This is a genomic window from Streptomyces sp. MZ04 (assembly GCF_004684775.1).
GTDB lineage: Bacteria > Actinomycetota > Actinomycetes > Streptomycetales > Streptomycetaceae > Streptomyces.
The window spans coordinates 1-24,635 of sequence record NZ_SRIC01000049.1 but is presented as its reverse complement, the minus strand read 5'-3'; the positions used below and the strand labels follow the sequence as shown (position 1 = coordinate 24,635).

At 71.3% G+C, this 24,635-nt stretch carries 22 protein-coding genes and 2 pseudogenes; 15 read left to right on the top strand and 9 right to left on the bottom strand.

Features of this window, described 5'->3' with window-relative positions; genetic code table 11:
* Positions 1-37 precede the first annotated feature (37 nt).
* On the top strand, positions 38-943 hold the full coding sequence (locus E2651_RS13800; RefSeq protein WP_245238796.1) for a slipin family protein: 906 nt from the start codon (positions 38-40) through the stop codon (positions 941-943).
* A gap of 275 nt (positions 944-1,218) precedes the next feature.
* Positions 1,219-2,304, top strand: a complete 1,086-nt coding sequence (locus tag E2651_RS13795; protein ID WP_135331391.1) for a S1 family peptidase — start codon at positions 1,219-1,221, stop codon at positions 2,302-2,304.
* A 119-nt stretch (positions 2,305-2,423) separates the two neighbouring features.
* On the opposite strand, the gene E2651_RS13790 is transcribed toward E2651_RS13795, so the two are convergent.
* Positions 2,424-3,455: a DUF3533 domain-containing protein gene (locus E2651_RS13790; protein ID WP_135331390.1), complete on the bottom strand. Its 1,032-nt coding sequence runs from the start codon at positions 3,453-3,455 to the stop codon at positions 2,424-2,426.
* A gap of 197 nt (positions 3,456-3,652) precedes the next feature.
* Here E2651_RS13790 and E2651_RS13785 point away from each other — a divergent pair, with 197 nt between their 5' ends.
* Positions 3,653-7,093, top strand: coding sequence for a DNA polymerase III subunit alpha (locus E2651_RS13785; RefSeq protein WP_135331389.1), 3,441 nt, complete (start codon positions 3,653-3,655; stop codon positions 7,091-7,093).
* Complete coding sequence (locus E2651_RS13780; RefSeq protein WP_135331388.1) at positions 7,090-8,064, top strand: hypothetical protein; 975 nt, start codon at positions 7,090-7,092, stop codon at positions 8,062-8,064. The genes E2651_RS13785 and E2651_RS13780 overlap by 4 nt, the downstream gene beginning before the upstream one ends.
* Positions 8,065-8,095: 31 nt before the next feature.
* Here the strand turns inward: E2651_RS13780 and E2651_RS13775 are convergent, their stop codons facing one another.
* A complete protein-coding gene (locus tag E2651_RS13775) occupies positions 8,096-8,902 on the bottom strand; it encodes an ABC transporter permease subunit (protein WP_135331387.1) in 807 nt (268 codons plus the stop codon).
* A complete protein-coding gene (locus tag E2651_RS13770) occupies positions 8,899-9,810 on the bottom strand; it encodes an ATP-binding cassette domain-containing protein (RefSeq protein WP_209446140.1) in 912 nt (303 codons plus the stop codon). Before E2651_RS13770 ends, E2651_RS13775 begins: the two co-directional genes overlap by 4 nt.
* Before the next feature lie 134 nt (positions 9,811-9,944).
* On the opposite strand from E2651_RS13770, the gene E2651_RS44635 reads away from it, so the two are divergent.
* From E2651_RS44635 to E2651_RS13755, 3 genes are all read left to right on the top strand, one after another.
* A complete protein-coding gene (locus E2651_RS44635; RefSeq protein ID WP_135331385.1) occupies positions 9,945-11,219 on the top strand; it encodes a sensor histidine kinase in 1,275 nt (424 codons plus the stop codon).
* Positions 11,216-11,887 (top strand): response regulator transcription factor, encoded by a 672-nt coding sequence (locus E2651_RS13760; RefSeq protein ID WP_135331384.1) that lies wholly within the window; start codon positions 11,216-11,218, stop codon positions 11,885-11,887. The genes E2651_RS44635 and E2651_RS13760 overlap by 4 nt, the downstream gene beginning before the upstream one ends.
* A gap of 189 nt (positions 11,888-12,076) precedes the next feature.
* Positions 12,077-12,949 carry an alpha/beta fold hydrolase gene (locus E2651_RS13755; RefSeq protein WP_135331383.1) on the top strand — a complete coding sequence of 291 codons (873 nt, stop codon included), beginning with the start codon at positions 12,077-12,079 and terminating at the stop codon, positions 12,947-12,949.
* An 85-nt stretch (positions 12,950-13,034) separates the two neighbouring features.
* On the opposite strand, the gene E2651_RS13750 is transcribed toward E2651_RS13755, so the two are convergent.
* A complete protein-coding gene (locus E2651_RS13750; RefSeq protein WP_135331382.1) occupies positions 13,035-14,009 on the bottom strand; it encodes a lytic polysaccharide monooxygenase in 975 nt (324 codons plus the stop codon).
* Positions 14,010-14,444: 435 nt separating this feature from the next.
* Between E2651_RS13750 and E2651_RS13745 the strand changes: the two genes are divergently transcribed.
* Together E2651_RS13745 and E2651_RS13740 are read left to right on the top strand one after the other, a co-directional pair.
* Positions 14,445-16,208 carry a S8 family serine peptidase gene (locus tag E2651_RS13745; protein WP_135331381.1) on the top strand — a complete coding sequence of 588 codons (1,764 nt, stop codon included), beginning with the start codon at positions 14,445-14,447 and terminating at the stop codon, positions 16,206-16,208.
* A gap of 10 nt (positions 16,209-16,218) precedes the next feature.
* Positions 16,219-16,491 carry a hypothetical protein gene (locus E2651_RS13740; protein WP_135331380.1) on the top strand — a complete coding sequence of 91 codons (273 nt, stop codon included), beginning with the start codon at positions 16,219-16,221 and terminating at the stop codon, positions 16,489-16,491.
* A 100-nt stretch (positions 16,492-16,591) separates the two neighbouring features.
* Here the strand turns inward: E2651_RS13740 and E2651_RS13735 are convergent, their stop codons facing one another.
* Positions 16,592-17,278, bottom strand: coding sequence for a response regulator (locus E2651_RS13735; protein ID WP_135331379.1), 687 nt, complete (start codon positions 17,276-17,278; stop codon positions 16,592-16,594).
* Positions 17,279-17,472: 194 nt separating this feature from the next.
* Between E2651_RS13735 and E2651_RS13730 the strand changes: the two are divergent.
* The 4 genes and pseudogenes from E2651_RS13730 to E2651_RS13715 all read left to right on the top strand — a co-directional run bounded on the left by E2651_RS13730 (position 17,473) and on the right by E2651_RS13715 (position 20,955).
* Positions 17,473-18,457: pseudogene (locus E2651_RS13730) on the top strand (tripartite tricarboxylate transporter substrate binding protein).
* 11 nt (positions 18,458-18,468) lie between these two features.
* A complete protein-coding gene (locus E2651_RS13725; RefSeq protein ID WP_135331404.1) occupies positions 18,469-19,005 on the top strand; it encodes a tripartite tricarboxylate transporter TctB family protein in 537 nt (178 codons plus the stop codon).
* 1 nt (position 19,006) lies between these two features.
* Positions 19,007-20,515, top strand: a complete 1,509-nt coding sequence (locus tag E2651_RS13720; protein ID WP_135331378.1) for a tripartite tricarboxylate transporter permease — start codon at positions 19,007-19,009, stop codon at positions 20,513-20,515.
* Positions 20,512-20,955, top strand: coding sequence for a GNAT family N-acetyltransferase (locus tag E2651_RS13715; protein ID WP_135331377.1), 444 nt, complete (start codon positions 20,512-20,514; stop codon positions 20,953-20,955). The genes E2651_RS13720 and E2651_RS13715 overlap by 4 nt, the downstream gene beginning before the upstream one ends.
* 55 nt (positions 20,956-21,010) lie before the next feature.
* Here the strand turns inward: E2651_RS13715 and E2651_RS43915 are convergent, their stop codons facing one another.
* A complete protein-coding gene (locus E2651_RS43915) occupies positions 21,011-21,151 on the bottom strand; it encodes a hypothetical protein (protein ID WP_167828785.1) in 141 nt (46 codons plus the stop codon).
* Positions 21,152-21,260: 109 nt separating this feature from the next.
* Here E2651_RS43915 and E2651_RS13710 point away from each other — a divergent pair, with 109 nt between their 5' ends.
* Positions 21,261-22,385 (top strand): methyltransferase domain-containing protein, encoded by a 1,125-nt coding sequence (locus E2651_RS13710; protein ID WP_135331376.1) that lies wholly within the window; start codon positions 21,261-21,263, stop codon positions 22,383-22,385.
* Here the strand turns inward: E2651_RS13710 and E2651_RS45250 are convergent.
* The 3 genes and pseudogenes from E2651_RS45250 to E2651_RS13695 all read right to left on the bottom strand — a co-directional run.
* A pseudogene (locus E2651_RS45250) lies at positions 22,367-22,468 on the bottom strand (phosphodiesterase); the annotation flags it as partial. The gene E2651_RS13710 and the pseudogene E2651_RS45250 sit on opposite strands and share 19 nt — an antisense overlap.
* Positions 22,469-22,473: 5 nt before the next feature.
* Positions 22,474-22,992, bottom strand: coding sequence for a DUF402 domain-containing protein (locus E2651_RS13700; protein WP_135331375.1), 519 nt, complete (start codon positions 22,990-22,992; stop codon positions 22,474-22,476).
* A complete protein-coding gene (locus tag E2651_RS13695; RefSeq protein ID WP_135331374.1) occupies positions 22,973-23,899 on the bottom strand; it encodes a GNAT family N-acetyltransferase in 927 nt (308 codons plus the stop codon). The genes E2651_RS13700 and E2651_RS13695 overlap by 20 nt, the downstream gene beginning before the upstream one ends.
* A 77-nt stretch (positions 23,900-23,976) precedes the next feature.
* Here E2651_RS13695 and E2651_RS13690 point away from each other — a divergent pair, with 77 nt between their 5' ends.
* On the top strand, positions 23,977-24,372 hold the full coding sequence (locus E2651_RS13690) for a GntR family transcriptional regulator (RefSeq protein WP_245238798.1): 396 nt from the start codon (positions 23,977-23,979) through the stop codon (positions 24,370-24,372).
* Positions 24,373-24,635: the final 263 nt, after the last annotated feature.

Sequence of the window (24,635 nt, the reverse complement as noted above, 5' to 3'; positions counted from 1 at the left end):
CGCCCAACACGCCCAATTCGGACCCTGGGGGGCCGGCATGGTCGAGGAGCTGGTGACGGCGGGAGTGGCCGTCGGATGTGCCGGAGTGGTCTATCTGATGGCCGCGGCGCGTGTGGTCAAGCAGTACGAGCGGGGTGTGGTGCTCCGGCTCGGGCGGCTGCAGCGGTCGGTGCGCGGGCCGGGGTTCACGATGATCGTCCCCGCGATCGACCGGCTCCGTAAGGTGAACATGCAGATCGTGACGATGCCGGTGCCCGCGCAGGACGGCATCACGCGGGACAACGTGACGGTGCGGGTGGACGCCGTCATCTACTTCAAGGTGGTCGACGCTGCCGAGGCCGTCGTGCAGGTCGAGGACTATCGGTTCGCGGTGTCGCAGATGGCGCAGACCTCGCTGCGGTCCATCATCGGCAAGAGCGATCTGGACGATCTGCTCTCCAACCGGGAAAAGCTCAACCAGGGCCTTGAGTTGATGATCGACTCGCCCGCCATCGGGTGGGGTGTGCAGATCGACCGGGTCGAGATCAAGGACGTATCCCTGCCCGAGACGATGAAGCGGTCGATGGCGCGGCAGGCCGAGGCGGACCGTGAGCGCCGCGCCCGCGTGATCAACGCGGATGCCGAACTGCAGGCCTCCAAGAAACTCGCCGAGGCCGCCCATGAGATGTCGGAGGAGCCCGCGGCCCTCCAGCTGCGGCTCCTGCAGACCGTCGTCGCGGTCGCCGCCGAGAAGAACTCCACCCTCGTCCTGCCCTTCCCCGTCGAACTCCTGCGCTTCCTCGAACGGGCCCAGCAGGCACAGCCACCGGTGCAGCAACCGGCCAAGGAGACGCAGCAACCGCCTGCCCCCGCACTGTCGGAATCCGGTGTGGAATCCGGTGCGCAGGATTCGGAAGCCGGAGAGCCGGTGGCGCGCGGAGAGTCGAAAACAGGACAGGACTAGTCCTCACCCGCTGCCGAAAGGCCGATCGCACGCGGTGTTTGCAACGGGAACCGACGTGGCGCGACCGGGGTGGGTGAAGGGGCGGGGGGCGCACGGTGATTGTCGCGTGCGCGTCCTGAAGTAGACCTTGTGTGCTACCGGACGGTATCGGAATAGTGGGCCGCGCCCTTTGGCATGGACGCGGCTTTCTCAGCGTGCGCGACTCCGTGCCGGTACGCCTTCCGGCCCTCAGGTCCCCACACCGAACGGGCCGACCCCCCACAGGAGGACGTCAGTTGAAGCACCGACGCATACCCAAGGGACGCGCGGCTGCCGCAGGTGCGGGCGTTGTCGCGTTGATCGCCGCCGGAGTCACCTTCCAGACTGCGAACGCGAGTGAGAGTGCCCCGACCCCCACGCCGGACACCCTCACGGTCGCGAAGGCCGGAAAGCTCGCCTCGTCGATCGCCAAGGACCTCGGCGTGGACGCCGCGGGCACGTACTACGACGCCAAGGGCAAGAACCTTGTCGTGAACGTCCTCGACAAGACGGCGGCGGAGACGGCCGAGGCGGCCGGTGCCAAGGCCAGAATCGTCGAGAACTCCCTGGCCGAGCTGAAGAGCGCCCGCTCGACGCTGAGCGACAAGGCGTCCATCCCCGGCACCTCGTGGGCGGTCGACCCGGCCACCAACAAGGTCGTCGTGACGGCGGACCGCACGGTCGATGGCGCCGAGATGGACAAGCTCGCCGCCGTGGTGAAGAAGCTCGGATCGAAGGCCGAACTTCAGCACAGCAAGGGGGAGTTCAAGCCCTTCATCGCAGGTGGCGACGCCATCTGGGGCGACGGCGGCCGCTGCTCGCTCGGCTTCAACGTGGTCAAGGACGGCGCACCGCACTTCCTGACCGCGGGTCACTGCACAGAGTCGATCAAGAGCTGGTCCGAGGAGCAGGGCGGCCCGGTCATCGGTGAGAACGCCGACTCCAGCTTCCCCGACAACGACTACGGCCTGGTCAAGTACACGGGCGACACCGCGCACCCGAGCGAGGTGAACCTCTACAACGGCTCCACCCAGGCCATCGCCAAGGCGGGCGACGCGACCGTCGGCCAGAAGGTGCAGCGCAGTGGCTCGACCACGCAGCTGCACGACGGCACGGTCACCGGTCTCGACGCCACCGTGAACTACGGCAACGGCGACATCGTCAACGGACTCATCCAGACCGACGTCTGCGCCGAGCCCGGCGACAGCGGCGGCGCGCTCTTCGCGGGCGACACCGCCCTTGGCCTGACCTCGGGCGGCAGCGGTGACTGCTCCGCCGGCGGGGAGACCTTCTTCCAGCCGGTGCCGGAGGCACTGAGCGCCGTCGGCGCGGAGATCGGCTGAGGCAGGGCCCCGCCAAGGGGACAGCAGGATTCAGGGGCCGGTCCGCCACGGGCGGACCGGCCCTTCTTTCACGTCTTTCACGCCTTCACGTCTTCACGCCTTCACGTCTTTCACGTCTTTCACGCGATGCTCCTGCTGGTGAGGTCGACCGAGCTGCCGTCGGCCTTGCGCCGGGCGGACAGGGCGAGGGTGACGACGACGCCGACGACCGCCCAGGCCGAGAGCACGAGCAGCGGTCCGGTGACCGCGTTCCCTTCGAAGTACGCGATCGAGCGCGCCACCCAGGTGCCCGCGCCCGGCGGCAGCCAGGGCCCGATCGCCTCCCAGAAGGGCGGCAGCATCGGCAGCGGGAAGGCGCCGCCCGCGCTCGGGTTGCCCGCGATGACGACGATGAGGACGGCCAGGCCGATGCCCACGATGCCGGTGGCCGCCTGCAGGGCGAGTGTGATCATGCCGACCCCGAAGACGACCAGGGCGCCCAGGCCCCACAGGGCCAGGACGCTGCCGGGCAGGGCGCCCAGGATCGGCCCGATGATGATCGCGCCGCCGAGTCCGCCCGCGATCGAGTAGAGCGCCATGACGCCGGTCCTGATCAGCGCGCGCGAGCGGTTGGCGGCCCGGGAACCCGCGCTGATCGCCAGGATCGAGGCGCAGAGATAGCCGCCGACGCACCAGCCGACGACCAGGTAGAAGGACGAGAGCCCGTCGAAGTCCTCGGGGGAAGCGGGCGCCACGTCCACGGTCCTGACCGTCCGGTTCTCCGCAGCTTCGAGCTGGGTGGCGATCTTCTCCAGTGCGGTGGCGAGGACGGTGCCGCCGCCGGAGGCGACGAGGAGCGTGTCGGTGGTGGCCCGGGGATTGATGATCAGGGCGCCGTCGATGTCGCGGTCCATGATCTGCTTCCGGGCCGTGGCCTCGTCGTCGACCACGCGGGGGTCGAGCGGATCGCCGGGGAGCTTCCCGAGCCGGGCCGACGCCTGCTCGGCGGCGGGCCCCGGAGCGACAACCCCGAAGGGCACGTCCCTCGGCTTCGGATCGTGCAGCGCCCCCACGTAGGAGGCGATGAACAGCAGCTGCAGGGCGAGTACGCCGATGACCAGCAGGGCTGCTCGCGGGGTGACGGCGCTCTTCAACTCATCGGTGAAACTCATGCCCCCACGCTCGGGGGCCCCTGCCGTTCCCGCAGGCGGGCGGGGCCGAACGAGCTACGGCGGGGGCGAACGGGCGACAGCGGCGGGACGCGCCGCACACATGTCGAACGTGCGTGTCGTACGTACGTTCGAAACTTGGTCTATGGTGGAGGCGGGGGCTGTGAGGTCGGATCGGTTCAGGTTTTCGGGAGGTGCGTGTGCCAGGGTTCACGCATCTGCACACCGTCTCCGGGTTCTCCCTGCGGTACGGGGCCTCGCACCCGGAGCGTCTTGCCGAGCGCGCCGGCGAGCGGGGCATGGACGCCCTCGCGCTCACCGACCGGGACACCCTCGCGGGAACGGTCCGGTTCGCCAAGGCCTGCGCGAAGGCGGGGGTGCGTCCGCTGTTCGGCACCGGGCTCGCGGTGGGCGAGCCCGCACCGGCGCGGGGCGAGCGGCGGCGGACCCCGGTGCGCGGCGGTGCCTTCATCGACGAGTCGACCCCGCGCGTGACCTTCCTCGCCCGCGACGGCGCCACCGGCTGGGCCACGCTCTGCCGCCTGGTCACCGCCGCGCACCGGAGTGGTGAGGGCCGGCCCGTCCTGCCGTGGGAGGAGAACCACGGCGACGGCCTGACCGTGCTGCTCGGCCCCGCCTCCGACGTGGGGCGCGCGCTCGCCGCCGGGCGCCCCGACCGGGCCGCCCGCCTCCTCGCCCCCTGGCGCGAGCGCTACGGCGACGCGCTGCGCCTGGAGTCCGTCTGGCACGGCCGCGAGGGCACGGGCCCCGGCTCGCTCCGCCTGGCCGCCCGCACCGTCGGCTTCGCCGCCGAGCAGGGCATCCGCCCCGTCCTGAGCAACGCCGTGCGCTACGCCGACGCGGGGCTCGGCCCGGTCGCCGACGTGCTCGACGCGGCCCGCCGCCTCGTCCCCGTCGACCCGACCAAGGAACTCGACGGCGGCGAGCGGTGGTTGAAGGGCGCGGACGTCATGCTGGGCAACGCCGAGCGGATCGTCGAGGCGGCCGGGTTCCGCCGCGACACCGCCCACCGCCTCGTCGAGCAGACCCAGGCGGCCGCCGCCGAATGCCTCGTCGACCCCGAGGACGACATCGGCATCGGCTCCGTACGCTTCCCCGAACCGCACCTCGTCGGCGCGGGGCGCCGCACCGCGCAGCGTGTCCTCGCCTCGCGGGCTGCGGCGGGCATGGTGCTGCGCGGCTACGACTCCCGGCGCGTGTACTGGGAGCGGATGCATCACGAGCTGGACATCATCGCGTACCACGGCTTCGCCTCCTATTTCCTCACCGTGGCCCAAGTCGTCGACGACGTACGCGACTTGGGGATCCGGGTCGCGGCGCGCGGCTCCGGCGCGGGTTCCCTGGTCAACCACCTCATCGGCATCGCGCACGCCGACCCCGTCGAGCACGGGCTGCTCATGGAGCGGTTCCTGTCCACGCGGCGGGCCGTCCTGCCGGACATCGACATCGACGTGGAGTCGGCCCGCCGGCTCGAGGTCTACCGCGCGATCATCGGCCGCTTCGGCACCGAGCGGGTCGCGACCGTCGCCATGCCCGAGACCTACCGGGTGCGCCACGCCGTACGCGATGTGGGCGCCGCCCTGTCCATGGACCCGGCCGAGATCGACAGGATCGCCAAGTCCTTCCCGCACATCCGCGCCCGCGACGCCCGCTCGGCGATGGCGGAGCTGCCCGAACTACGGGCGATAGCGGGGGAGTTGGGTGACCGCGACCGGCTGTGGGACCTGGTCGAGGCGCTCGACGCGCTGCCCCGCGGCATCGCCATGCACCCGTGCGGGGTGCTGCTCTCCGACGCCTCGCTGCTCGCGCGTACGCCCGTCATGCCGACCAGCGGCGAGGGCTTCCCCATGTCCCAGTTCGACAAGGAGGACGTGGAGGACCTCGGGCTGCTCAAGCTGGACGTGCTCGGCGTGCGGATGCAGTCGGCGATGGCGCACGCCCTGGGGGAGCTCGAGCGGGCCACGGGCTCCCGTGTCGACGTGGACGCCGTGCCGCCGGGCGATCCGGCGACGTATCGACTCATCCAGTCCGCCGAGACGCTCGGCTGCTTCCAGATCGAGTCGCCGGGCCAGCGGGACCTGGTCGGACGCCTTCAGCCCGCGACCTTCCACGACCTGGTCGTCGACATCTCGCTGTTCCGCCCCGGACCGGTCGCCGCCGACATGGTGCGGCCCTTCATCGAGGCCCGGCACGGCCGCGCGCCCGTCCGCTATCCGCACCCGGATCTCGAGGGGCCGCTGAAGGAGACGTACGGAGTCGTCGTCTTCCACGAGCAGATCATCGAGATCGTCGACATCATGACCGGCTGCGGGCGCGACGAGGCGGACCGGGTGCGGCGCGGGCTCTCCGACCCCGAGTCGCAGGGGCGGATCCGGTTCTGGTTCGCGCAGCAGGCCGCGGCGAAGGGATACGACGCCGAGACGATCGGCCGGACCTGGGAGATCATCGAGGCCTTCGGGTCGTACGGCTTCTGCAAGGCGCACGCGGTGGCCTTCGCCGTGCCGACGTACCAGTCGGCGTGGCTGAAGGCCCATCACCCGGCCGCGTTCTACGCGGGGTTGCTCACGCACGACCCCGGGATGTATCCGAAGCGGCTGCTGCTCGCGGACGCGCGGCGGCGCGGGGTGCCGATCCTTCCGCTGGACGTGAACCGGTCCGCGGTCGCTCACCGTATCGAACTGGTGTCTGATAGCCCTGGGGGCTCCCGGTGGGGGCTGCGGCTCGCGCTCTGTGACGTGCACGGCATCAGCGAGGCCGAGGCCGCCCGGATCGCCGACGCGCAGCCCTACGCCTCGCTCCTGGACTTCTGGGAGCGGGCCAGGCCATCGAAACCGGTCGCGCAGCGGCTCGCCCAGGTCGGCGCGCTCGACGCGTTCGGCGCCAACCGCCGCGATCTGCAGCTGCACCTGGCCGAGCTGCGGCGCGGCGCGCGCGGCTCGTCAGGAGCCTTCGGGGCCCAACTCCCCTTGTCCGGCGGGCGGAAGACGGCGCCCGCCGGTCTTCCCGACCTGGACGACGCGGAACGCCTCAGCGCCGAACTCGGCGTCCTCGGCATGGACTCCTCGCGCCATCTCATGGGCGATCACGCGGAGTTCCTCAAGGAGCTCGGCGTGCTGACGGCCCGCCGCCTCCGGGAGGCCGAACACGGCGCGACCGTGCTGGTCGCGGGCGCCAAGGCGGCCACCCAGACCCCGCCGATCCGCTCCGGGAAGCGCGTCATCTTCACCACCCTGGACGACGGCACGGGCCTGGTCGACCTGGCCTTCTTCGACGACGCCCACGAACGGTGCGCGCACACCGTCTTCCACTCCTGGCTGCTGCTCGTCCGCGGTGTGGTGCAGCGCCGCGGGCCGCGCAGCCTCAGCGTGGTCGGCGCGGCCGCCTGGAACCTGGCGGAGCTGGTGGAGCTGCGGCAGGAAGGGGGCCTCGACGCGGTGGCGGCCCGCCTGACCGAGCAGCCGCCGGAGCCGGAGTCCGCAGAGGCCCCGGCGGACGGCGGCCGGCGCATCCGGATGTCCACGGGGTACGAGATGCACCCCTGGGCCGACCTGCAGCCGCCCGGCGAACGGGCGGCCACGGGACGGAAGTTGTGGCACCAGAGCCCCGGGAGCGCGGGATGAGCACCCTCTGCGTACGTTTCCTGCTGCCGCCCATGTACGAGGCGGCCCTGCCCCGGCTGATCGCGCTGGTCGGCGAGTTCAGCCCGGTCGTGGAGGCCCTGCCGCCCGACGGCGTGCTCGTCGACGTGCGGGGAGCCATGCGCTACTTCGGGCGGGACGCCGTCGACCTCGCCTCGGTGATCCGGGTGCGGGCGCTCGCCCTGTACGGGGTGGACTGTGTGATCGGCGCGGGGCCCGGGCCGATGCTGGCGCGGATGGCCGTACGCGGCGCCGTGCCGGGAGTGACCCAGGTCGTGGGCCGGGAACCGGAAGCCGTCGCGGAGTTCCTCGGCCCGAAGCCGGTCGCCGAGCTGCCGGGCGTCGGCCGCGCCACCGCCCGCACCCTGTGCGAGTACGGACTCGACTCCGTCGGCAAGGTGGCCGCCGCGCCGCTGTCCACGCTGCAGCGGCTCATCGGCGCCCGCGCGGGCCGTGAACTGCACGAGAAGGCGCACGGCGTCGACCGCGCGCGGGTCGTGCCGAACGCGGCCGCCCGCTCGCTCGCCGCCGAACGGCCCTTCCCCCGCGACGAGTTGGATCCCACCCGGCACCGGCGCGCACTGCTCTCGATCACCGAGGAGCTAGGCGTCAGGATGCGCGGCGACGACCAGGTGTGCCGCTCCCTGACCCTCACCGTGCGGTACGCGGACCGCTCCACCACAACCCGCACCCGCGCCCTGCCCGAGCCGACCGCCCACTCCAGCGCGCTGACCGCGACCGCGTACCGGATGTACGAGGCGCTCGGCCTGCAACGCGCCCGGGTGCGCGGCATCTCCCTGCGCGCCGAAGGACTCGGCCCCGCCGAACAGGCCGCCCACCAGCTGATGTTCGACCCGGCGGACGACAGGGCGCGCCGCATCGAGGAGGTCGCCGACCGGGCACGGGCGAAGTTCGGCCCCGGGGCGATCGTGCCGGGGACGCTGGCGGCGTAGGGCGGTGAGCTGCGGGCTGCGGGCCGTGGGCTCAGACGTCGCGGCGGTGCACCACGACCACCGCCACGGCCGCCGCGACGAGCGGCCACACCGCGAAGACCGCCCACGCCTCCGTGATCGTCACCGGATACCTGCCCGCCGGGTAGTCCATCGCCGGGTTCTCGACCAGCGCCTGCCACGCGCTGAGCGGCATCGCGTTGCCGATCTCCTTCACCCAGCGGTACGTCTCGCCCGCGAAGAGCGAGGGCAGCAGCAACAGCGTCACCAGCGACGCGGCGACGGTGCCCGCCGCGTGCCGGATCACCGCGCCGAGCGCCATGCCGACCAGCGCGGACAGCGGGGCGAGCAGCGCGGAGGCCAGCACGGCCCGCAGCGCGCCGGGAGCGCTGATCGGCAGACCGATGGTGTCGCTGAGCACGGCCTGGGTCGCGCCGAAGGAGGCCGCCGCGACGATGGCGCCGAGCACGGTCATCACCGCGGTGATCACCGCCACCTTGGCGACAAGCACCGCGCGGCGGTCGGGGACGGCCGCGAACGTCGTACGGATCAGACCGCTGGTGTACTCGCCGAAGACCGAGATGGCGCCGACGGAGGTGGCGATGACCACGAGGATCTGGAAGGCCGGGTCGACGAAGGCGGCGTGCATCGGGTCGATCCGGAAGGCCCCGTCCGGTGAGATCGCCGACTGGCGTTCCAGGAGGTCGGCGTTGGACAGGGCGGAGTTGACGTTGATCCCGATGACGACCGGCGCGCCGAGGCCGAGGATCCAGGCCGTGGAACGCAGTGACCAGAGTTTGATCCATTCGGCGGCGATGAGGTCGTGCAGGCGGGCGGTCATCGGGGTTCTCCTGCGAGGTATTCGGCGCTGTCGGCGGTGAGTTCCATGAAGGCCTCTTCCAGGGAGGCAGATCTGGTGGTCAGTTCGTGGAGCATGAGCCGGTGCTGGAAGGCGAGTTCGCCGATGCGGGCGGCGGGCAGGCCGGTGACGGTGAGCCGGTCGTCGTCCTGGAGGTGCACGGAGGCACCTTCGGTGGTCAGTACGGTGCTGAGCTTCGTACTGTCGGGGGTGCGCACGGTGACTGTCAGGCGGGTGCCGCGGGCGGCGAAGTCGGTGAGGCTTTCGGCGGCGATGAGTTGGCCGCGGCCGATGACGATGAGGTGGTCGGCGGTGTTTTCCATTTCGGTCATGAGGTGGCTGGAGACGAAGACGGTGCGGCCCTCGGCGGCCAGGCGGCGGAAGAGGCCGCGGACCCACAACACGCCCTCGGGATCGAGGCCGTTGAGGGGTTCGTCGAAGAGCAGGACCGGCGGGTCGCCGAGCAGGGCGGTGGCGATGCCGAGGCGCTGGCGCATGCCGAGGGAGTAGCCGGCGATGCGTCGGCGGGCCACTTCCGCGAGGCCGACCTCGTGCAGGACCTCGTCGACGCGTGGGCGGGGGATGTGGTTGCTGCGGGCCAGGGCGCGCAGATGGGCGGTGGCGGTGCGGCCGCCGTGCACGTCGCCCGCGTCGAGCAGCGCGCCGACGTGGCGCAGGCCGCGGGGGCGTTCGCGGAAGGGGCGGCCGTCGATGGCTGTGGTGCCGGTGGTGGGGGAGATCAGACCGAGCAGCATGCGCAGGGTCGTGGTCTTGCCCGCGCCGTTGGGGCCGAGGAATCCGGTGACCTGGCCGGGGCGCACGGTGAAGCTCAGGTTCCTGACGGCGGTCTTGTCGCCGTACACCTTGCTCAGTTCGTTGACTTCGATCACCCGGCCCACGGTGCCGTGGGCCGGGTGCGCCGGGCATCGGGCCGTCGGCCACACCCTCGGCGGGCCCGAGTAGCCCGTGGGCGTACGACCGTGGGCCAATATCCCTGCACGGAATGGGCACATACGATCGGCGCATGGACATCAAGCCAGGTCAAGCGTCGCCCGAGGGGGCCAGGGACCGATCCGCGGCCCGGCGCCTGTGGCCGGTTGTGCGCACCGGCCTGGCGTGGGGCGGGGCCGTGCTCTACCCCGGCGTCACCTACGTCACGTTCGACCAAGGGCAGAACGGCTTCCAGCTCCCGATGGTCCTCGCGTCGCTCGCCCTCACGGTCGTCGTCGCCTCGCTGCTCAGGCGGCGACCGCTGCCCGCGCTGGTCTTCCTGCTGCTCGGCGCGGTGGCGGCGACGATGGAGATGCGGAAGACGGAGGTCAGCTATCTGCAGACCCTCGCCGGTGTCTGCGCCGTCGGCTATCTCGCCGCCACCCGGCCACGCCGTACGTCGGTCAGCGCCGGCCTCATGGCGTTCACGGCGCAGGCGCTCGCCCTCTTCTCCTTCCCGCCCGACGGCTACTGCGCTCCCGGCATGAGCGGTCCCGCCGGGGGCGGCTGCGCGACCTCCGGGTGGGCGAGCAACAACGGTGAGACCGTCGCGTTCATCGCCGTCGCGCTGATCGCCGCCTGGCTGGTGGGCCGTTCGTCCCGCGAGCGGCGCGCGCACGCCGAGGCGCTGCGGAGTCAGGCCACGGCCCGCGCCGTCACCGCCGAACGCCTGCGCATCGCCCGCGAGTTGCACGACATGATCGCGCACAGCATCGGCGTCATCGCCATCCAGGCGGGCGTGGGCAGCCGCGTCATCGAGACCCAGCCCGCCGAGGCCCGCAACGCCCTCACCACCATCGAGGCCACCAGCAGGGAGACCCTCGCGGGCCTGCGCAGGACGCTGGTCGCGTTGCGGAAGCCGGAGCAGGAGGCGGGGGCTGATCAGGCCGCGGACAGCGGCGACTTGGCGCCCCGTGAGCCGACGCCCGGCCTCGCCGGCCTCGACCGCCTCGTCGCGTCCGCGCTGGACGCCGGGGTGCGGGTGGAGGTGCGGGGGGCGGGCGGATGCGGACCGCTGCCCGCCGACATCGACCTGGCCGCCTTCCGCATCCTTCAGGAGGCCCTGACCAATGTCGTACGCCACGCGGGCACGGAAACCTGCCGGGTGAGCGTCGAGCGGCGGGCGGCCGAGCTGTCCATCGAGGTCGAGGACGGCGGGCGCGGCGGGCTGCCCGCGGGCACCGGCTTCGGCCTGGTCGGCATGCGGGAGCGGGTCGCCCTGCTGCACGGCCGGTTCACCGCGGGGCCGCGCCCCGAGGGCGGCTTCCGGGTGACGGCCCTGCTGCCCGTGCCGGAGGAGGGACCGTGACGGATCACGTGGTGCGCGTCGTACTGGCCGACGACCAGCCCCTGGTCCGCGCGGGCCTGCGGGTCCTTATGGCCGACACCCCCGAGATCGATGTGGTGGGCGAGGCGGGGACGGGCACCGAAGCCGTCCGCCTGGCCAGGGACGTACGCCCCGATGTCGTGGTGATGGACATCCGCATGCCCGGCATGGACGGCATCGAGGCCACCCGGCTGATCACGGCCGAGACCGACGCGACGCGCGTCCTGGTCCTGACGACGTTCGACGACGACGATTACGTATACGGGGCGCTGCGCGCAGGCGCGAGCGGGTTCCTCGTCAAGGACATGGCGCTCGACGACATCCTCGCGGCGATCCAGGTGGTGGCCGCGGGGGACGGACTGATCGCGCCGAGCGTCACCCGACGTCTCATCGAGGAGTTCGCGGCGCGGCCCGCGCCCGCCGCGGTGGCCCGGCGGACGGTCGACGGCATCACGGACCGCGAGTGCGAGGTCCTGACGCTGGTCGGCCGGGGTCTGTCCAACGCCGAGATCGCGGCCGAGCTGTTCATCACCGTGGCCACGGTCAAGGCGCACGTGGCGCGGCTCTTCACCAAGCTCGACTCCCGTGACCGGGTCCAACTGGTCATCATCGCGTACGAGTTGGGGCTCGTCGCGCCGCCTCGGCGATAGCGCCCCGAGGGGTGATCGCGCCAGTGATCACTGGAAGTTTTACTGACGCGTAACTTCACAGTTTTACTACTGGCCCGTAATTTGGCGTGTGCACGGCATCCTCGTGATCCGGATCACAGGGCTCATTCACCGTCACTTCCTCGAGCAACTCCATCGAGCAACTCCCTTGAGCCGCAAGGAGATCACCCGATGCTGCCCTGGAGACGAGCGCTCAGAGCGCTTGCCGCCGCCCTGCTCATGACGGGCGCGCTCACCCTCACCCCCGCCGCCACGGCGTCCGCGGCCCCCGCCGCTGCCACCGCTGCCTCCTCGTCGAGTGGCTGGAACGACTACGACTGCAAGCCGTCCGCCGCCCACCCGCGCCCCGTCGTCCTGGTCCACGGCACCTTCGGCAACTCCGTGGACAACTGGGTGGTTCTCGCGCCCTACTTGGTCAGGCGCGGCTACTGCGTCTTCTCCCTCGACTACGGCCAGCTGCCCGGAGTGCCGTTCTTCAACGGGCTCGGCCCGATCGACAAGTCGGCCGAGCAACTGGACGCCTTCGTCGACAAGGTGCTCGCCTCGACGGGCGCCGCGAAGGCGGACCTCGTCGGCCACTCGCAGGGCGGCATGATGCCCCGCCATTACCTGAAGTTCCTCGGCGGCGCGGAGAAGGTGAACGCCCTGATCGGCCTCGCGCCCGACAACCACGGCACCACCCTGCTCGGCCTGACCAAGCTGCTGCCCTACTTCCCCGGCATCGAGGACCTGCTCACCACCAAGACGCCGAGCCTCGCCGACCAGATAGCCGGATCGCCGTTCCTGACCAAGCTCAACGCGGGCGGCGACACCGTCCCCGGCGTGCGCTACACCGTCATCGCCACCAAGTACGACGAGGTGGTCACCCCGTACCGCACGCAGTTCCTCGACGGCCCCGGCGTACGCAACGTGACCGTCCAGGACCTGTGCCCCGTCGACCTCTCCGAGCACGTGGCGATCGGGATCCTCGACCGGGTAGCCCACCACGAGGTCGCCAACGCGCTCGACCCGGCGCACGCGACACCGACCACCTGCCTGTCCTGACGGCCCTGTCCTGACGGCCCTGTCCTGACGGCCACGAACAGCGGGCCGCTGCCCCGACTGGCAGCGGCCCGCTGTGCTCGGTGGATCAGCGGCCGTGGCGCGCCGTCCGGCGGCGGGCCGTGGCGAACATGGCCGCGGCACCGACCGCGAGCGCCGCGGCGCCACCGATCGCGATGTACGGGGTGGTGCTGTCGCCGCCGGTCTCGGCGAGGTTCTCGTCCGTGGCCGCGGGCTTCTCGGCGGCGCCGTTCACCTCGGGCTGGTTGTCGGAGGTGCCCTCGGCCGGGGCCGCCTCGGAGGCCTCGGCGCCCGTCTTGGCGTCGCTGTCGCCGTGGCCGTGGTGCTCGACGGTGGACTTCTCGGCGCCGGCCTCGATGTCCTTCTCGGAGGGGGCGGAGGCGGCCGGGGCGGGGGCCGTACCGCCGCTGTCCTTGCCGAACACCACGTCGGAGCAGGTGTAGAAGGCCTCGGGGGAGTCCGAGCGCTGCCAGATCGAGTAGACCAGGTGGCGGCCCGACCTGGCCGGGACCTTGCCGTCGAAGACGTAGTCGCCGTTCTCCATCTTCGGGTCGGTGACCTTGGCGAACGGCTTCTCCTCCAGGTCCGACCACTGCAGCGGCTTGGCCGGGTCGTACGAGTCCTTCGTGACGTACAGCTCGAAGGAACCCTTGTGCGGGGCGGTGCCCTTGTAGTGGAACGTGTGGTTGCCGGCCGTGAGCTTGCTGGACGGCCAGTCGGCGCGCGGCAGGTCGAGGCCCTTGTACTTGTCGTTGCCCGCGCTGCACAGCTTGCCGTCGGGGATGATCTCCTTCGACTTGCCCGCGGCGTTGGCGATGTTCACGCCGTTCCAGTCGTAGAAGGCCTGGGCGCCACTGGCCGCGACAGCCGCCTTGCAGGCAGCAGACTTCGGGGCCTCCGGGCCCTCCTGGAAGCAGGCGGAAACACGGCTCACCGGGTCCGTCATCGAACCGTGCGCGGCGGCGGGCGCGGCCGACAGGACGGTCAGGGCGAGCGGGGCGACACCGGCGGCGATGGCTGCGACCTTGCGGCGAGCGTTCATGGGGTGGTTCTCCTCAACGGCGGTTCTGGAGGGGGGTGGGGGACACGAGGCGGCCGCGAACGGCCGGTGCTGCCCCCCGAATACGTGCAGCGCCGACGGTTCGTGGCGGCCCCGGCGACGAGAAAGCTAGCCGCTCCGAACCCCGAATTCGCCTGCTGAGGGCGGGTGATGGCGATCTTTATGGTGGGTTTAAGAGAGGGCTAACCGGGGGCTGAGGCTGGGACCCTGTGAGCCCCGGTTCGGTCGCAGCCCCAGGAAGCGACTCGGCCCCTGCGAAGGTCGCCTCCCGTCAGACCGGACACTCTCCGCGCCCCTGTCACTCCTGCGCAACCAATCGAGTGAGGTCGGAGGGGGAGGGCATGTCGGACGTGTACTCCCGGCGCCCGCGATCAACGCTGGAGACACACGTCGACGAGCCCCGAAGGAAGAGCGGTCATGGACTACACGAAGCTGGCGCCTCCATTGGCAGCGACTTACGAGCGTTACCAGCAGGAGGGCGGCAGCCGCGAGCCCCTGCGGCCTCAGGCCGGGACACTCGGGCTCATCTCCGTACGGGAGCGCGCCAAGCCCCTGCGCGTCGTCGTCTCCCTCGAATGCGACCCGGACGCCCTCTCCGACGGCGGTCTGGGCGACGGAATCGTCCTCAACCAGGGTGGCACCCGGGTGAAGACCGCCATTGTCGCCCTCGATGAGCTGGAGCGGCTCAGCGAGCACCCCGGCATCAAGCGCATCGTGCCGGCCACCCGGCTGCGCCCGTACCTGAACCTCGCTCAGCAGCACGTCGGCGTGCCGCAGTTCCGGGCGAGCTCCGGCCTGACCGGCAAGGGCGTCGTCATCGGGATCGTCGACACCGGCGTCGACACGCAGCACCCGGCCTTCACCGGTTGCATCCAACGGATCTGGGACCAGACCCTGCGTGGCGGTTCCGGAGTTCCGGAGGGCCGGTACGGAGCGGAATTCGTCAACGCCGGGATGGCCATGGCCCCCCTGTCCCGCGACATCGAGGGCCACGGCACTCATGTCGCCGGCATCGCTGCCGGTGCGGAGGGCATCGCTCCCGAGGCGCGCCTGGTGATCGTCAAGACGGACTTCCAGGACGCCCACATCGTCGACGGCATCCAGTACATCTTCCGTGTCGCTCGCGACCTGGAGCTGCCCGCGGTCGTCAACCTCAGCCTGGGCGGCCACTTCGATGCGCACGACGGCACCGACACGATGTCCCAGTCGATCGAGGAGGAGACGGGCCCCGGCCGCATCGTCGTGTGCGCCGCCGGCAACGAGGGCGACGACGACATCCACGCCCGCGTCACCGTCCCGCGCGGCGCCAACCGCGCGATCACCTGCCACCCTGGCGTCTTCGACGGCAAGCCGGACATCTTCTGGCTCAACGGCTGGTACGCGGGCAGTGACCGGTTGGAGGTCGCGATGGCCTCCCCGACCGGCGCAACGACCCCCTTCCAGCCGGTACGGACCTCGGGCAGCCCGAGCGCCGCTTTCAACATCCCAGGGGGCAAGGTCCAGATCACCACCCCGGGCCCCGACCCGGCCAACGGCGACATCAACTTCTTCGTCCAGGTCGAGCCGAGGGTCACCGGCGGCCCCGCCAACGCCGCCCCCGGCAAGTGGCGGCTGATTCTCCGCGGAGCGAACGCCACGGGCGGCGAGGTCGACGTCTGGATGCTTGGCCGCTCCGACGCCCGACCGCAGCCGCAGTTCAGCGGCTCCGCCGTGCACGACGCGGTCAAGGTCGGCTCGCCGGGAGCCGCCTCGTCCGCGGTCACCGTCGCTGCCTTCACCACCCGTACCGAGTGGAAGGACATCGACGGCGTCGACCGGGAGGCGTTCTGGCTGGAGCCCGGCAACATCGCCAGCTTCAGCAGCGAGGGTCCCCGCCGGGACGGGGCGCACAAGCCCGACATCACCGCTCCCGGAGCCATGATCGTCTCAGCGCTGTCCCGGGACGCCGTGGACCTGGACCCGGGCTTCATCACGGACGAACAGCACGTGGCGATGCAGGGAACCAGCATGGCCGCCCCCTTCGTCTCCGGGCTCGCCGCCCTCATCCTGCAGCGCGACCCGGGCTGTGACCCCGGCAAGCTGAAGGAACTCTTCCGGCAGAACGCGGCCGTCCCCGGCGCCGCATCCGGAACCTTCGACCCGAAGTGGGGCGACGGCCTCATCAACGCCGCCAATCTCTGAGAATCGACCCGTGGACTACCGGAAACTCGACTCCTCCCTCGCTATGGCCATCGACGCCGAGGGCCGCGCTCCCCAGGCCCGGGACATGCTGGTGCTCGTACGCCTGACCGAACCGCCCTCGCCTCCCCAGCTCGAACACCTGCAGAGCCGAGGAGTCGACAGCGCGGCCGCACCCGGCCGTGCCGTCATGACGGGAACCTTGTCCCGGGAGGACGTCGAAACACTTTCCGAGCAGCCCTGGGTCCTCTCCCTCACCTTGTCCGCCATCCGCAACCCGACATGAGCACACCACCATGGCCCGGGCAGCCCGGCCGCGTGCCCGATCTGCTTCCCGGGCTACCGGCCGGGGGCGGCCCACTCCTGACGGTGCTCGCCGGGACGGCTCACCGTATCCACCGGTACCGCCGCTCCGGCCGCCCCGTCCCCCCGTACCGCAGCGTCACCTCGACCCTCCCCGTGTCCGCGAAGAACTCCAGGTAGCGGCGGGCGCTGACCCGTGAGAGCGCGCCCTCCTGCGCGCACTCCGAGGCGGAGAGTCCGCCCGGATGTCTGCGCAGCGTCTGCTCGACCAGGTCGGCGGTGTGCGCCGCGAGGCCCTTCGGCAGCTCGCGCGAGCCGGGCGGGCGGGTGCCGAAGATCTGGTCGACGTCCTCCTGGCGCGCCTCGTCCAGACCGTCGAGGCGGGCTCGCACCGCCGCCACATGCAGCAACTGCTCGCGCAGCGCCGCCTGGTTGAACGGCTTGATCAGATAGTGCAGGGCACCGGCCCGCAGCGCCGCCCGCACGATCTCCGCGTCCCGCGCGGCGGTGATGAACAGCGCGTCCACCGGCTGCCGGTCCGCGTCACGCTCCTCCACGGCCCGCAACTCCCGCAGCACGGCGATGCCGTCCATATCGGGCAGATAGACGTCGAGGAGTACGAGATCGGGGCGCAGCCGCTCCACCGCCGCCAGCGCCTGCGCACCGCTGTGCGCCACCCCCACCACCGAGAATCCGTCCACCGCGGACACATAACGGCTGTGCAGCTTGGCGACCATGAAGTCGTCGTCCACGACCAGCACCCTTGTCATCGCCGCAGGCTATGGGCGCGACCACAACGACCACAACGTCCGTTGATTCCGGAAGAGAGACAGCTTCTTAACGCGCAGGCAACATGTGGGCCACCTCACAGGAATCCCCGTCCCCGCGGATGGCGGCCGGGTTCTCGCCCCCCACCGGGAACCCGGCCCCACCAACTCCTACGTACCGACAGGTGGTGGCACACGTGCGTCTGCGCACACCCCTTGCCCTGCTCGGGGCCGCGCTGCTCGTGCTCGCAGGGCCGCCGCTGCTCACGACGGGCAGCGGCGCCGAGACCGGCACACAGATACCCGGCCTGCGCTTCATGGTCCCCAACACGCCGGGCGGCGGCTACGACATCACCGCCCGCACCGCGGCGAAGAACGCCGAGGACGCCGAACTCACCCACAACATCGAGGTGTTCAACCTGCCCGGCGCCGGTGGCACCGTAGGCCTGAGCCGCCTCGTCGGCGAGCACGGCAACGGCAAGCTCGCCATGTCCATGGGCCTCGGCGTGGTGGGCGCCGCACGCTCCAACCACGCGCCCAAGACCCTCGCCGACACCACCCCGATCGCCCGCCTCACCGAGGAGCCGGACGTCGTGGTCGTCGCCAAGGACTCGCCGTACAAGGACATCGAGCAGCTGGTCACCGCCTGGAAGAAGGACCCGGGCAAGCTCCCCGTCGGCGGCGGCTCGTCCCCCCGGCGGCCCCGACCACCTCGCCCCGATGCTGATGGCGCGCGCCGCGGGGATCGCCCCGAAGAAGGTCAACTACGTTCCCTTCGACGGCGGCGGCGAACTCCTCGCCTCGATCCTCGGCGAGAAGGTCGCCTTCGGCGTCTCGGGCGTCGGCGAGTACCTCGACCAGATCAAGTCCGGCGAGCTGCGGCTGCTCGCGGTCACCGGACCCGAGCGCGTCGACGGCCTGGAGGGACCCACCCTCAAGGAGTCCGGCTACGACGTGGACTTCACCAACTGGCGCGGCATCGTCGCCCCGCCAGGCCTCTCCGAAGCCGAGCGCGACAAGCTCACCGGTCTCGTCAGGAAGCTCCACGACTCCCCTCAGTGGCGCAAGTCCCTCAAGACGAACGGCTGGGACGACGCGTTCCTCACCGGTGACAAGTTCGGCGACTTCCTGGAGGCCCAGGACAAGCGCGTGGTGTCCGTGCTGAAGGAGCTGGGACTGTGACGACGACGACCATGGAAAACCCGCCCTCCCCGCCCGAGGAGAGCGGGAGCAGCCGCCGCACCTGGCTGCGCGAGCACTCCGAACTCGGCGTGTGCGTCATGCTGTTGGCCCTCGGCGTGCTCGTCCTCACCGACGCGCTCACCATGGACGTCGACATCGCCCAGCGCGGCCCGATCGGCCCCAAGACGGTCCCGATCGTGGTCGGCATCGGACTCCTGGTCGTCGCCGTGTTCCTCGCGATCGACGTCCTGCGCGGCGGCCGCGGCGAGGCCGAGGGCGGCGAGGACATCGACCTGTCCGAACCCGCCGACTGGCGCACCGTCCTGCTGCTCGCCGGGGTCTTCCTCGGCGCCGCCGTCCTCATCGAACCCCTCGGCTTCCCCGTCGCGGGCGCCCTGCTCTTCTGGGGCGCCGCGTACGCGCTCGGCAGCCGGCACCTGGACCGCGACCCGCTCATCGCGGCAGGCCTCTCCCTGATCACCTACGTCGTCTTCAACAACCTGCTCGGAGTCCCGCTCCCCGGCGGCCCGCTGATGGGAGTGCTCTGACATGAATTCCCTCAACTCCCTGATGGACGGCTTCGGCACGGCCCTCACCCCGCTGAACCTGCTCTGGGCCGCCGTCGGAGTGCTCCTGGGCACCGCGATCGGCGTGCTGCCCGGCATCGGCCCCGCCATGGCCGTGGCGCTGCTGCTGCCCGTGACGTACGGACTGGAGCCGACCGGCGCGTTCATCATGTTCGCCGGCATCTACTACGGAGCGATGTTCGGCGGCTCCACGACCTCGATCCTCCTCAACACACCGGGCGAGAGCGCCGCGGTGGTGGCCGCCATGGAAGGCAACCCGATGGCCAAGGCGGGGCGCGGCGCACAGGCGCTCGCGGCCGCCGCCATCGGCCACTTCGCGGGCGGCATGATCGGCACGATCCTCCTGGTGGCGCTCGCGCCGACGGTCGCCGACCTCGCGGTCGACATCGGGGCGCCCGACTACTTCGCCATCATGGTCCTGGCGTTCATCGCGGTGACATCGGTGCTCGGCTCGTCCCGCGTCCGGGGCCTCGCGTCCCTCCTGATCGGCCTCACCATCGGCCTGGTCGGCCTCGACCAGATGACCGGGCAGCAGCGGCTGACGTTCGGCTCGCTCCAACTCGCCGACGGCATCGACGTGGTGATCGTCGCGGTGGGCCTCTTCGCGATCGGCGAGGCGCTGTGGGTCGCGGCCCATCTGCGCCGCACCAGCGGCGAGGCGATCCCGGTGGGCCGCCCCTGGCTCGGCAAGGCGGACGTGAAGCGCACCTGGAAGTCCTGGCTGCGCGGTCCCCTCATCGGCTTCCCGTTCGGCGCGATCCCGGCCGGCGGCGCGGAGATCCCCACCTTCCTCTCGTACGTCACCGAGAAGCGGCTGTCCAAGCACAAGGAGGAGTGGGGCAAGGGCGCGATCGAGGGGGTGGCGGGCCCCGAGTCGGCGTCATCGGCGTCGGCGGCGGGCACGCTCGTCTCCATGCTGACGCTGGGCCTGCCCACGACGGCCGTGGCAGCGGTGATGCTGGCGGCCTTCCAGCAGTACGGAATCCAGCCCGGCCCCCTGCTCTTCGAGCGCGAACCGGACCTGGTCTGGGGCCTGATCGCCTCCCTCTTCGTGGGAATGGTGCTCCTTCTCGCCCTGAACCTGCCCCTGGCCCCGGTCTGGGCGAAGCTGCTCCGCATCCCAAGGCCCTACCTGTACGCGGGAATTCTCTTCTTCGCGGCGGTGGGCGCGTACGCGGTCGGCGGTGAGTCGCTCGACCTGGTGATCCTGCTGGTCATCGGCCTGATCGGCTTCGGCATGCGGCGCTACGGACTGCCGGTCCTGCCCGCGGTGATCGGCGTCATCCTCGGCCCGAACGCCGAGCAGCAGCTGCGCCGCGCCCTGCAGATCAGCGACGGCAGCGTGAAAGGCCTGTTCGACACGCCCTTCTCCATCACGGTGTACGCGATCATCGCGCTGATCGTGCTGTGGCCGCTGCTGAAGAAGGCGGTGGCGCGGGGGCGCGCCCGTGGCGTAGACGTAGACGCATGACAGACGACATCCGCCCCGCGACAGCCGCCGACGTCCCCGCAGTGAAGGCGGTGACGGACGCCGCGTACCACCACTACATCGAGCGCATCGGTGTCGTGCCCGCCCCCATGGAGGCGGACCACGCGGCGGAGGTGGCGGCGGGGCGGGTGTACGTCACGGGGGATCCGGTCATCGGCGTCCTGGTCCTCGTCCCGCACGAGGACCATCTCTTCCTGGACAGCATCGCGGTCGACCCCGAGGCGGCGGGCCGGGGCGTGGGCCGCCGCCTGCTGGCGTTCGTGGACGCACACGCGCGTGCCCTCGGGCTTCCCGAGGTCCGTCTCTACACGAACGCGATGATGTGGGAGAACCGCAAGATCTATCCGCGGTACGGATACGAGCTGGTGGAGCGCAGGGTCGACGGCCCCTACGACCGCTTCCACTACCGCAAGGGCGTCTGATTCCCCTGCCCGTTCCCCTGCCCGTTCCCCTGCCCGTTCCCCTGCCCGGCGGATCTCATCCGTCCGGCCACCAGGTCCGCTGGACGTCCTTGCGGACCTCGGGTCGTTCACGGGGCCGGTCCTCGGCCTCGTACTTGTCGCGGATCCGGCGAGTGGTGGGCTTGGCGACGGACTTGTGCATGGTCACACGGCGCATGGCTGCCTCCCTGTACCTACCGATGTCCAGCGCGGTACGGCTGTAGACATCTGTGGGGAGGGTTTCTCATCCAAGGCCGATTGTCAGTGGCGGGTGTCACGATCGGGGCATGACGATCGACTGGGACGCGGAGGCGGCCACCTTTGACGACGAGCCGGACCACGGCCTGCGGGACGCGGTGGTGCGGGAGGCCTGGGCGGCGCGGCTGCGGGACTGGCTTCCGAGGACTGCGGGGGATCTGCTCGACCTGGGGTGCGGCACGGGCAGCCTGTCACTGATAGCGGCCGAGTCGGGACACCGTGTGACGGCGGTGGATCTGTCGCCGAGGATGGTGGAGCGGGCACGCGAGAAGCTGGCCGGGCACGGGGCGGAGGTGCTGGTGGGCGACGCGGCCCTGCCCCTGGTGGAAGGACGCCTCTTCGACACGATCCTGGCCCGCCACGTGCTGTGGACGCTGCCGGACCTCGATGAGGTGCTGCGGCACTGGTGCTCGCTCCTGCGCCCCGGCGGACGCCTCATCCTGATCGAGGGCGTCTGGGGAACGACCAGCCCCTCCGGCATCCCTGCCACCCGCCTGATCGACGCCCTGACACCCCTGGTGGGCCGCCTGCACTCGGAGCGCCTTTCGGGCGACGCGCGCCTCTGGGGCAGAGACGTGGAGGACGAGCGGTACGCGGTGGTGGGCGTCCTTCCGGCGACCCGGCCCCGCCACAAGGAGGTGGTCGACGTCCACCTCATCCTCCGACGGGGCGACGAGGTCCTCCTGGCCCGACGCGCCAACACGGGTTACGGAGACGGCCTGTTGAACGTCCCCTCGGGCCACGTGGAACCCGGCGAGGACGTCCGCGAGGCCATGATCCGTGAGGCCCACGAGGAGATCGGCCTCACCCTCACCCCGGAGGACGTCCGAGCCGCCGTGGTCCTCCAGCACAAAGGCCCCGGCGGCAACCCCCGCATCGGCTGGTTCTTCGAGGCGGCCCACGGCAGCGGCGGCACCCCTTTCAACGCGGAGCCCCACAAGTGCGAAGAACTCGCGTGGCACGCGATCGACGCCCTGCCGGACGACATGGTGGCGTACTGCCGGGCGGGCCTGGAGGCGTGGCGGGCGGGGGAGCGGTTCGTCCTGCACTGGCAGGAGGAGGGTGACGCGGTGGGGTACGACCCTGCTGGGGTCCGGCGGGCGGTTCCGCTGGCGCCGGGGCGGTCTGGGCGGAGTCAGAGAACCACGCGGTAGTGGGTGGTCAGGCGGTTGGTGTTGTCCAGGATGTGGAAGGCGAGGGCGGGGGGCTGGGTGCGGTCGGCGGGGGCTTCGCCCTCCGGCGTCAGCGCGAAGCGCCGACGGAATCCTCATAGCGGGGCAGCGACCCGGCATGCGCCAGGTCCTCCAGGACGTCCAACGCCCAGACCGCCGCAGCAGCCGCCTCCGGGTCCTGCTCGGCCAGGCCGCTCTCCGCGAACTCGTCCTCGTCCAGGCGGATGATCGTGCCGCCGTCCGCCGAGCACCACAGGTCGAGATCCAGGTCCTCGACCGTCACCGTGGCCCCGTCCCGCACCGCGGGACGCGTCACGTCGCAGTACCAGCCCTTGAGGACGCCGTCCTGCGTACGGACCTCCTTCACGGCGTACCAGCGGTCACGCCAGTAGTGCTCCGTGAAGACATCACCCGGCTCGAAGCGTACGAAGCCGAAGTCCCGTACCCCCTCCGCCGCCCACGGCGCGCGGACCGTCACCCGGGTGCCGTCGTCCGCCACGACCTCCGCGGGGTAGCGGATCTTGACGCGGCCCGCCTTCACCAGCGTCACCTCCACAGCGTTCGAGTCCTCAGCCGAGCTCGCGGACATGCCGTACCTCCGTTGCGTAAATCTCGTATCCGAACCACTTGTTGATCGCCAGCATCGGCTCGTTGCCCGCGTCGTTGCCGGTGAACGCCTCCGTGAAGCCGGCGGCACGCGCCCGGTGCAGGGAGTCGTTCTTGGCCAGCTTCGCCAGGCCCCGGCCGCGGAAGGCGCGCCCGGTGCCGGTCATGCCGCTCGCGTAGCGGGACGCGTCGTCCGTGCGGGCCAGGCTGAAGGCGGCCGGGCGGCCGTCCACCATGGCCACGGAGGTCAGTTCGCGATCGACCAGGGGGTGGTTCCAGGTCTCGGCGAGCCAGTGCTCGTAGTCCGTGAACTCCGTTGCCACATCGCTCGGTTCGTCCGCCACCGTCTCCGCGTCGAGCTCGAAGAGCGCGCGCGGGTCGTCCCCGAACTGCGCTCCCGTACGCAACTCCACGCCGGCGGGCGGCTCTTGGCGTGGCGGAAGCCCTGCGGTCAGGTCGAGGCGCAGGAAGTGGGCCGAGCGGCTCGCGCGGTAGCCGCGCTTGGCCGCGAAGGCGCGGTTCGTGGGCTCGTCGAGCACCCAGGAGAAGAACGTCGTGGCGCCGTTGTCCGCCAGGTGCTCCTCCGCCGTCCGCAGGATCAGCGAACCGGCGCCGAGGCCGCGCCGCTCGGGCAGTACGTAGACGTTGGCGAAGCCCTGGCCCGGCTCGGGGCTGTCATAGGCGATGCCGACCTGGGCCGTGCCGATGATCTCCCCGTCGATCTCGGCGGCCAACTGCCGGTACTGGGCGTCCGGATGGGCGTGCGTCAGGTCGAACGCGACCGAACCGGCCGTGGAGAGCATCGCCGGGACGCAGGCACGCCGGACGGCGGCGAAGGCTTCGGCGTCCGGTGTGTTGTCGGGGCGCAGGGCGCGTACCAGGAGGGTCATGGAGCCGCACGTTACGCGCGGGGTGCGTCGGGGTGCCTCCTAATTTTCCGCGCGTGCGGGACAATCACCGCGTGACGTTGAAGATCGAGATCGAGATCGGTGGAGGCGCGGGCGCGGGTGCGGGCGACGCGCCGCCCTATGAGCAGGTGCGGGCCCAGATCGCCGAGCAGGCGCGGGGCGGTGTGCTGCCGGTGGGGTACAAGCTGCCCACCGTGCGGGGCCTCGCCCAGGAGCTGGGGCTCGCCGCGAACACCGTCGCCAAGGCGTATCGGGCGCTGGAGGCGGACGGGGTGATTGAGACGCGGGGGAGGCATGGGACGTTCGTGGCCGCCGCCGGGGATGCGGCGGCGAGAGAGGCATCGGCCGCCGCCCAGGCCTTTGCCGAGCGAGCTCAGCGGCTTGGCCTCTCCGAGGGGGCTGCGCTGGACGCCGCGAGGGATGCGTTGCGGGCGGCTTATGGGGAGTCGGGGTGAGCGCCGCCTAGCTGAATCGGTGCCCGGCAGCTGGGCGTTGTGCCCACCCTTCCCCAAGCTCTCGGCTTCGCTCGAGCAGGGGAGACCCCACTCCAAGCTCTCGGCTTCGCTCGAGCAGGGGAGACCCCACTCCAAGCTCTCGGCTTCGCTCGAGCAGGGGAGACCCCACTCCAAGCTCTCGGCTTCGCTCGAGCAGGGGAGACCCCACTCGCCGTGCGGAACGCCTGCCCACAACGTGGGCGGGCGACTGCCGGGCAATCGGG

Coding starts and splice junctions, on each gene's coding strand:
- E2651_RS13735 (WP_135331379.1), bottom strand. CDS start 17,278: ATGACAAGGGTGCTGGTCGTGGACGACGACTTCATGGTCGCCAAGCTG.
- E2651_RS13720 (WP_135331378.1), top strand. CDS start 19,007: ATGAATTCCCTCAACTCCCTGATGGACGGCTTCGGCACGGCCCTCACC.
- E2651_RS13745 (WP_135331381.1), top strand. CDS start 14,445: ATGGACTACACGAAGCTGGCGCCTCCATTGGCAGCGACTTACGAGCGT.
- E2651_RS43915 (WP_167828785.1), bottom strand. CDS start 21,151: ATGCGCCGTGTGACCATGCACAAGTCCGTCGCCAAGCCCACCACTCGC.
- E2651_RS13755 (WP_135331383.1), top strand. CDS start 12,077: ATGCTGCCCTGGAGACGAGCGCTCAGAGCGCTTGCCGCCGCCCTGCTC.
- E2651_RS13790 (WP_135331390.1), bottom strand. CDS start 3,455: ATGAGTTTCACCGATGAGTTGAAGAGCGCCGTCACCCCGCGAGCAGCC.
- E2651_RS44635 (WP_135331385.1), top strand. CDS start 9,945: ATGGACATCAAGCCAGGTCAAGCGTCGCCCGAGGGGGCCAGGGACCGA.
- E2651_RS13725 (WP_135331404.1), top strand. CDS start 18,469: ATGGAAAACCCGCCCTCCCCGCCCGAGGAGAGCGGGAGCAGCCGCCGC.
- E2651_RS13750 (WP_135331382.1), bottom strand. CDS start 14,009: ATGAACGCTCGCCGCAAGGTCGCAGCCATCGCCGCCGGTGTCGCCCCG.
- E2651_RS13800 (WP_245238796.1), top strand. CDS start 38: ATGGTCGAGGAGCTGGTGACGGCGGGAGTGGCCGTCGGATGTGCCGGA.
- E2651_RS13775 (WP_135331387.1), bottom strand. CDS start 8,902: ATGACCGCCCGCCTGCACGACCTCATCGCCGCCGAATGGATCAAACTC.
- E2651_RS13715 (WP_135331377.1), top strand. CDS start 20,512: ATGACAGACGACATCCGCCCCGCGACAGCCGCCGACGTCCCCGCAGTG.
- E2651_RS13710 (WP_135331376.1), top strand. CDS start 21,261: ATGACGATCGACTGGGACGCGGAGGCGGCCACCTTTGACGACGAGCCG.
- E2651_RS13780 (WP_135331388.1), top strand. CDS start 7,090: ATGAGCACCCTCTGCGTACGTTTCCTGCTGCCGCCCATGTACGAGGCG.
- E2651_RS13700 (WP_135331375.1), bottom strand. CDS start 22,992: ATGTCCGCGAGCTCGGCTGAGGACTCGAACGCTGTGGAGGTGACGCTG.
- E2651_RS13695 (WP_135331374.1), bottom strand. CDS start 23,899: ATGACCCTCCTGGTACGCGCCCTGCGCCCCGACAACACACCGGACGCC.